We start from the raw sequence: 523 nt of genomic DNA, 5'->3' as shown, positions 1-523 counted from the left end.
CTCCCCTTCCGGGGTGCTTTTCACCTTTCCCTCACGGTACTGCTTCGCTATCGGTCGCCAGGGAGTATTTAGCCTTGGCAGATGGTCCTGCCGGTTTCAGACGGGGTTTCCCGTGCCCCGCCCTACTCAGGATCCGTCTAGAGTCTCGCAGTTTTTTGGCTACAGGGCTTTTACCTCTTATAGCGGGCCTTTCCAGACCTCTTCACCTAAACTGCTGCACTCACATTGACGTCCTACAACCCCAAGGAGCAAGCCCCTTGGTTTGGGCTGTTCCGCGTTCGCTCGCCGCTACTTACGGAATCACTTTTGTTTTCTTTTCCTCCAGGTACTTAGATGTTTCAGTTCCCTGGGTATGCCTTCACATCACCTATGTATTCAGTAATGGATACATGGACATTACTCCATGTGGGTTTCCCCATTCGGACATCCCCGGATCAAAGCCTGCTTACGGCTCCCCGAGGCGTTTCGTCGTTCGCTACGTCCTTCTTCGGCTCCTGGCGCCTAGGCATCCTCCGTGCGCTCT

The 523-nt window shown here is 54.5% G+C and carries 1 rRNA gene; it reads right to left on the bottom strand.

Features of this window, described 5'->3' with window-relative positions:
- Nucleotides 1–523, bottom strand: a 23S ribosomal RNA gene (locus tag ACSEXW_RS28285); the annotation flags it as partial.

This window comes from Oryzibacillus soli (genome assembly GCF_051594765.1).
Lineage (GTDB): Bacteria > Bacillota > Bacilli > Paenibacillales > NBRC-103111 > Paenibacillus_AR.
This window is presented reverse-complemented; position numbering and strand designations above follow the sequence as displayed.